The 6,857-nt window shown below is 65.6% G+C and carries 5 protein-coding genes; 2 read left to right on the forward strand and 3 right to left on the reverse strand.

Translation table 11 applies throughout. From position 1 onward, the window contains the following. Positions 1 to 7 precede the first annotated feature (7 nt). Complete coding sequence (locus QX135_RS19305; RefSeq protein WP_316179082.1) at positions 8 to 1,303, reverse strand: D-galactonate transporter; 1,296 nt, start codon at positions 1,301 to 1,303, stop codon at positions 8 to 10. A 129-nt stretch (positions 1,304 to 1,432) separates the two neighbouring features. On the opposite strand from QX135_RS19305, the gene QX135_RS19310 reads away from it, so the two are divergent. Then, on the forward strand, positions 1,433 to 2,350 hold the full coding sequence (locus QX135_RS19310) for a LysR family transcriptional regulator (protein WP_316179080.1): 918 nt from the start codon (positions 1,433 to 1,435) through the stop codon (positions 2,348 to 2,350). 21 nt (positions 2,351 to 2,371) lie between these two features. Here QX135_RS19310 and glgX read toward each other — a convergent pair whose 3' ends face one another. Both glgX and QX135_RS19320 read right to left on the reverse strand, forming a co-directional pair. Further along, positions 2,372 to 4,606, reverse strand: a complete 2,235-nt coding sequence (gene glgX / locus QX135_RS19315; protein ID WP_316179078.1) for a glycogen debranching protein GlgX — start codon at positions 4,604 to 4,606, stop codon at positions 2,372 to 2,374. Between the two features lie 65 nt (positions 4,607 to 4,671). Then, entirely contained in the window at positions 4,672 to 4,944 is a 273-nt protein-coding gene (locus QX135_RS19320) for a DUF3606 domain-containing protein (protein WP_315738834.1), read from the reverse strand. A gap of 301 nt (positions 4,945 to 5,245) precedes the next feature. On the opposite strand from QX135_RS19320, the gene QX135_RS19325 reads away from it, so the two are divergent. Then, positions 5,246 to 6,409: an IS110 family transposase gene (locus QX135_RS19325; protein ID WP_315778738.1), complete on the forward strand. Its 1,164-nt coding sequence runs from the start codon at positions 5,246 to 5,248 to the stop codon at positions 6,407 to 6,409. Positions 6,410 to 6,857 lie beyond the last annotated feature (448 nt).

Genomic DNA, 6,857 nt, shown 5'->3' on the forward strand with positions numbered 1-6,857 from the left:
TGATGGGTCAGGATTGCGTGGCCGCAGCGGCCTTTGCACGTTGAGAACGTGACAGCAACAGGGTCAGCACCGCCGATACCACCAGCAGCCCGGCGACGAAATAGAGCCCGCCGTTGAAGCTGCCGGTCTGGTCCTTGATCCAGCCGATCATCGCTGGACCGACGAAGCCGCCGAGATTGCCGATCGAGTTGATGGTCGCGATGCCCGCCGCGGCGGCCGAGCCGGACAGGAACATGGTGGGCATGCTCCACAGCGGCGGCTTCGAGGAGGAGATGCCGACATTGACGAGCGTGAGCGCGGCGAGCACGGCGGCGACACTGGTCGACAGCCCGGCCAGCCAGAGCCCGACGGCGGCGACGACGCAGGCCAGCACGACGTGCCAGGTGCGCTCGGCGGTGCGGTCGGAATGGCGCGCCCACAGGATCATGACGACCACGGCCACGGTCGGTGGCACCGCGTTGAGGAAGCCGACGGCGAACGACGACAGGCCGAACTGCTTGATGATCTGCGGCGCCCAGACGCCGAGCGTGTAGAGGCCGGCCGAGGTGCCGAAATAGACCAGCGCGAGCGCGAGCACGCGGATGTCGGCCAACCCGCGCCAGATGCTGTGGCTGGCGGTGGCGGCCTTGCTCGCCAGCTCGGCGTTCATCGTGCGCACCAGCCAGTCGCGCTCGTCGTCGGCGAGCCAGCGCGCCTGCTCCGGACGATCGGTCATGTAGGCGAGCACGACGAAGCCGAGTAGCACCGCTGGCAGCGCCTCGATCAGGAACAGCCACTGCCAGCCCTTGAAGCCGAGAATGCCGTCCATCTCCAGCAGCGCGCCGGAAACCGGCGATCCGAGCACGGTCGACAGGGGCGCTGCCGCCATGAACAGCGCGGTGACTGCGGCGCGCTGCCGTGCCGGGAACCAGTAAGACAGATAGAGGATGATGCCGGGAAAGAAGCCGGCCTCCGCCGCGCCGAGCAGGAAGCGCAGCACGTAGAAGCTCGTCGGCCCCTGCACGAACGCCATCGCGGCCGACACCAAGCCCCAGGTGATCATGACCCGGGCGATCCAGATCCTTGCGCCGAATCTGTCGAGGGCGAGGTTGGACGGCACTTCGAACAGGAAATAGCCCCAGAAGAAGATGCCGGCGCCGAACCCATAGGCCGAGGCTGACAGCCCGATGTCCTTGTTCATGGTCAGCGCTGCGAAGCCGACGTTGACACGGTCGATGAAGGCTACGAAGTAGAGCAGCATGATGAAGGGCACGATGCGCAACGTGATCCTGCGCAGCACGCGCATTTCCAGCTCTCCGGCCATCGTCACCTCCCTGTCCCGTCTTGTCGTTGATCTGACAAGCGTAGGCGGCGAACCAGGCCGGCTTCAATACTCGCATCATTATACAAAAAAATGATATAATTCGACCCATCGCCTCATCAGGACTCCGCCATGGAATTGCACCAGCTCCGCTGCTTCGTGGCCGCCGCCGAGGAACTGCATTTCGGCAAGGCGGCGCAGCGGCTGCAGATGCTGCCCTCGGCGCTCGGACGCCAGATCAAGCTGCTGGAGGAGGATCTCGCGACGCCGCTGTTCGCTCGCACCACGCGCGCGGTGTCGCTGACCGAGCACGGCACGACCTTGCTGCGCGACGCCCGGGCGATCCTGGCCCGCGTCGAGGCGGTCGAAACCGGCTTCCGCCGCCGTACCCGAAGCACGAAGGCGCAGCGGCTGCGCGTCGGCGCCATCGACAGCGCGGCCGCCGGGCTGCTGCCGCAATTGCTGCACGATTTTCGCGCGCAGCATCCCGGCATCGCGGTGCAGCTCACGGAGGAGAAGACAATCCGGCTGCTGCCGAAGATTCTCTCCGGCGCGCTCGACCTCGCCTTCGTCAGGCCGCCAGCGCGCACCGATGTCAGGCTCGAATTCCGCGCTTTGCTCAGCGAGAGCGCCGTCGTTGCGCTGCCGCAGCGGCACCGTCTGGCGTCGCGTGCCGCGGTCTCGCTCGCCGACATCGCCGACCAGCCGCTGATCGTCCCGGACCGCCGGTCGCGGCCGCACAGCCACGACCTCACCATGAAGCTGTTCGCGCAGGCCGGGCTATCGCCCGACGTGGCGCAGTTTGCCGATGAGAAGCAGACCATCGTGCATCTCGTCGCCGCGCGACTCGGCATTGCCATCGTGCCGCGCTGGACCTCGCGGCTCGCGGTCTCCGGCGTCCGCTTCGTGCCGCTGCGGATGACACGCGGCAGCACCGCCGGACGGCTTCCGCTCGCGGCCGTCTGGCTGCGCGGCTCGCGCGATCCGGCGCGCGAGGCCATGCTCGGCGTGCTCGACGCGCGGCTTGCGAAATACGCCCGCGGTGCCTGACCGCAAAATCCGCCGAACATCCTACCCCAGCGGCGCCTCCGCGATGTCGAGCAGGGCACCGAGGCCATGGCGCAGGCCGCGCATCGGCTGCTGCTCCGAGGACAGCCCGAAGGCCAGCAGCGATCGCCCGGTCACCGCGTAGACGTGGCCGAACGGGAACGACTGCGGCTGTGCATCCGGCTGGTTGGTGTCGAGCAGCGCCAGCCAATTATGGCCTTCGGGCACGGACGGAAGCGTGAAGTTCACGACGTCGAAATGCGCGTTGTAGACCAGCAGGAGCGTCGCATCCGAGCCACGCCGCTTAACGCCGGTCTCCTGGGCGCGGCCGTCGAGCAGCATGCCGAAACAACGCGCGTGATCGTCAGTCCACTGCTCCGTCGTCATCTCCTCGCCCGACGGGTCGAGCCAGGTCACGTCGTTGACGCCGAGGTCCTCATTGTGCGAGCCGATCAGGAAGCGGCTGCGATAGAGGATCGGAAACGCCTTGCGCATGGCGATCAGCTTGCGCGTGAATTCGCGCAACGCCCGCCCCTGCGGCGTGATGCCCATCCAGTCGAGCCAGGTGGTCTCATTGTCCTGCGCATAGGCGTTGTTGGTGCCGTTCTGGGTATGGCCGAACTCGTCGCCGGCCAGCAGCATCGGCGTGCCATGCGACAGCAGCATCGTGGCCAGCAGATTGCGCTTCTGGCGCTCGCGCAACGCCGTGATCTCGGGATCGTCGGTCGGTCCCTCGACGCCGCAATTCCAGGAGTGGTTGTTGCTGTGGCCGTCGCGATTGTCCTCGCCATTGGCCTCGTTGTGCTTGTCGTTGTAGGAGACGAGGTCGTTGAGGTTGAAGCCGTCATGCGCGGTGATGAAGTTCACGCTCGCCCAGGGGCGGCGGCCGCGCTTGTTGAACAGATCGCCCGAGCCGGAGATGCGCTTGGCGAAATCGGCGAGCGTGCCGCCGTCGCCCTTCCAGAACGCACGCGCGGTGTCGCGGAACTTGTCGTTCCATTCCGCCCAGCCCGGTGGAAACTGGCCGACCTGATAGCCGCCCGGACCGATGTCCCAGGGCTCGGCGATCAGCTTGACACTCGACAGCACAGGGTCCTGACGACAGGCATCCAGGAAGCTGCCGCCCTCGTCGAAGCCATAGGGCTCGCGCGCGAGGATGGTGGCGAGGTCAAAGCGGAAGCCGTCGACCCGCATCTCGGTCGCCCAATAGCGCAAGGAGTCCGCGACGAGCTGCAGCACGCGCTGGTGCGACAGGTTCACCGTATTGCCCGTGCCGGTGTCGTTGATGTAGTAGCGCTTCTGGTCCGGCATCAGCCGGTAGTAGCTGGCATTGTCGATGCCCTTGAACGACAAGGTCGGCCCGAGCTCATTGCCTTCGGCGGTGTGGTTGTAGACCACGTCGAGGATCACCTCGATGCCATTCGCGTGGAACTGGTTGACCATGGTCTTGAATTCGGTCGCGAACGGCGTCTTCAGATAGCGCGGCTCCGGTGCGAAGAAGCCGATCGAATTGTAGCCCCAGTAGTTGCGCAGCCCCTTCTCGACCAGATAGCTGTCGTCGATGAAGGCGTGGATCGGCAACAGCTCGGCGGAGGTGATGCCCAGGGAGCGCAGATAGGCCGGAATGTCCTGATGCGCGAGACCGGCGAAGGTGCCGCGGTCGGCCTCGGGCACCAGCGGATGCAGCTTGGTGAAGCCCTTGACGTGCATCTCGTAGAAGATCGTCCGCTCCCACGGAATTTCCGGCTTGCGTGAGGTGCCCCACGTGAAGGCGGGATCGATGACCCGGCACTTCAGCATCAAGGGCGCACTGTCGCGGTCGTCGAACGACAGGTCCTTGTCGGCGTGATCGAGCCGGTAGCCGAACAGCTCCGGCCCCCAGCGCAGGTTGCCGACGAGCTGCTTGGCATAGGGGTCGATCACGAGCTTGTTCGGATTGAACCTGTGACCGGCGTCCGGCTCGTAGGGTCCATGCACGCGATAGCCATACACCGTGCCGGGCCGCGCGGCCGGCAGGTAGCCGTGCCAGACCTCATCGGTGTATTCGGGAAGCTCGATGCGCTCGAGCTCGGTCTCGCCGGTGTCGTCGAACAGGCACAGCTCGATCTTGGTCGCATGGGCGGAAAAGATCGCAAAGTTGACGCCGAGCCCGTCCCAGGTCGCGCCGAGAGGAAACGGACGGCCTTCGCTGATCCTGGTCTTGCGCAGATTGAACGCCGCCTGCGTCAAAGCGTCACCGAGGTCGGTGCGTTGGTCCATCCTTTGCCCCCTTCGTCCGATTCCCCAGATCGATTGCCGGGGGTCTCGATGATCAGCGTCGATTGCTAGGTTGCCGCTGGCGTCTCGTCCGGCACGATCACTTCCGCCTTGGTCTCGGTCACCGTCACCGACGCGATCACGGCTCCTTCCGGCGCTGCCTTCGCGGCTCGTTGCTGCGCGACTTCCTTGGTGATGGCTGCGATGGAGTTGCCGATGCGTTCGACCATCTCGGACAATTCGCCAGGCGACATCTTCAGCCGCTTGGTCACCACGCGGACCTGAGCCTGATCGGTCATGTCGAGCTTGTTGCGGGACGGCTGAATCTTCGGACGGCGCATCGGGAGTCCTCCTGCATGCCAGCTAACCTTGGCTGCGGAATTTGGTTCCCGCGCTCCCTCCCCCTGGGCATCGCCATGAAGACGTGCGTCACTGCTCTCGCGGCGCCAGGCGCCCGAGTGATGTCATCGGTGTTGCCCCCCGATCAGGCAGAGGGCGCAGGGAATGCCGGGAGCTGGCCGCCCCCATGGCCCGCCTGCAGAAAAAAAGCAGGCGGCAGTCACCACAGATCCTATGGGGCGGCGGGTGGTCAAGAAGGGTTAGGATTGGATTTCCGAACCATCCGGCCCTCGGAGGATCAAGATGATCAAGCTCGATCGCACTGACACACCCGCCGCGGCGGAGCATGCCACGGTTTACCTCGCGTTTGAACTGAGCAAAGCGAAATGGAAGCTCGGCGTGCTGCTTCCTGGCTCGCAGAAACTGAGCCGGTACACGATCGGCGGCGGTGACTTGGCCGCCTTGGCGGCCCGGCTTGCGGACATGCGCAAGAAGGCTGCGGCTGCCGCGGGCGGCCGGCCGGTGCGCATCCTGTCATGCTACGAAGCAGGCTTGGATGGCCACTGGCTGCACCGATGGCTGAGCGGACAAGGCATCGTCAATCATGAGGTCGACCCTTCCAGCATCGAGGTGAACCGTCGTGCCCGGCGCGCCAAGACCGACCGGATCGATCTGGAGAAGCTGATGCGGGCGTTCCTCGCCCATTTGCGGGGCGAGCCTCGGGTCTGCAGCATCGTCCACGTGCCAAGCGTCGAGGATGAGGATCGCAAGCGCCGTACCCGTGAACGTGATCGCCTGATCCAGGAGTGCACGGCTCACAGCAACCGCATCAAGGGACTGCTGCACGGCCAGGGCATTCGCGACGTCCACCCGCTCGATCGCTCGTTCCTGGAAAGCCTTGCCAGCCTGCGCACTGGCGACGGTCGTCCACTGCCGGTGCGGCTCAAGGAAGAGATCGTGCGCGAACACGAGCGACTGTGCCTGGTGGCACGGCAGCTCAAGGAGCTCGAGGCCAAAAGCAAAGCCGAGCTGTGCGCCGCTCGGCCCGGCTCGCCGGAAGCCAGGATCATGCAGCTCATGGATCTCAGGAGCATCGGCCCGGTCGGCGGCCAGAAGTTGGTCAACGAGGTGTTCTATCGCGACTTCGACAACCGTCGTCAGGTCGGCAGCTACTTTGGTCTCACCGGCACGCCCTATGACAGTGGCGAGCGCAGCCGTGAGCAGGGCATCAGCAAAGCCGGCAACCGGCGCGCCCGTGAGCTCGCGGTCGAGCTGGCGTGGCTATGGACCGTTCATCAGCCGGACAGCGCACTGACACGCTGGTTCCGCGAGCGGGTGCGCGACATCAAGGGACGCATCCGGCGAATTGCCATTGTCGCTCTGGCACGCAAGCTGATGGTGGCGCTGTGGCGCTATCTGGTGACCGGCGTTGTTCCCGAAGGCGCCGTGCTGCGTCCAACTTCGTAAACGGCTGCGCGCGCCATGACAGCCGACGTGAGCCAGGACCGACGCGTGACCGTGCTGAACCGGGGGCATAAACCTCCCGCTCTCACAGAGGGGTCCCGTCTTGACTGGGCCTTACCTTCCCCCGTGCATGAAAGATCAGGGTACCGGGCCTCGCGCCCGACCGGATACAAGGTGATGCGGTCGTTCCGCATTGTCGTTCACGGCCCAATCCTCGCATCACGTCCGGCCTGCCATCGCGACACCGCGCGTTGCGGGCGCGCCATGATGGCGCCAAGCTCGGCGCGCTCAAGGCCGCTGACGCGCCGCCTCCGGCGGTGGCCTTCGGCCAGCCTTGACCGCGCCTCTCCTTGGCGCCAAAGACCGCCCCCAACAAACGACGCCCCTCTTGACAACTTACTCCCCATACAAGGTTCAGCCGAGACATCCCGGCATTCCCCGCGCGATGGTT

It is taken from the genome of Bradyrhizobium sp. SZCCHNR1098, from assembly GCF_032489375.1.
Lineage (GTDB): Bacteria > Pseudomonadota > Alphaproteobacteria > Rhizobiales > Xanthobacteraceae > Bradyrhizobium.

Excerpts from the sequence above, each read along its gene's own strand:
- glgX (WP_316179078.1), bottom strand. The coding sequence starts at position 4,606 with ATGGACCAACGCACCGACCTCGGTGACGCTTTGACGCAGGCGGCGTTC.
- QX135_RS19320 (WP_315738834.1), bottom strand. The coding sequence starts at position 4,944 with ATGCGCCGTCCGAAGATTCAGCCGTCCCGCAACAAGCTCGACATGACC.
- QX135_RS19325 (WP_315778738.1), top strand. The coding sequence starts at position 5,246 with ATGATCAAGCTCGATCGCACTGACACACCCGCCGCGGCGGAGCATGCC.
- QX135_RS19305 (WP_316179082.1), bottom strand. The coding sequence starts at position 1,303 with ATGGCCGGAGAGCTGGAAATGCGCGTGCTGCGCAGGATCACGTTGCGC.
- QX135_RS19310 (WP_316179080.1), top strand. The coding sequence starts at position 1,433 with ATGGAATTGCACCAGCTCCGCTGCTTCGTGGCCGCCGCCGAGGAACTG.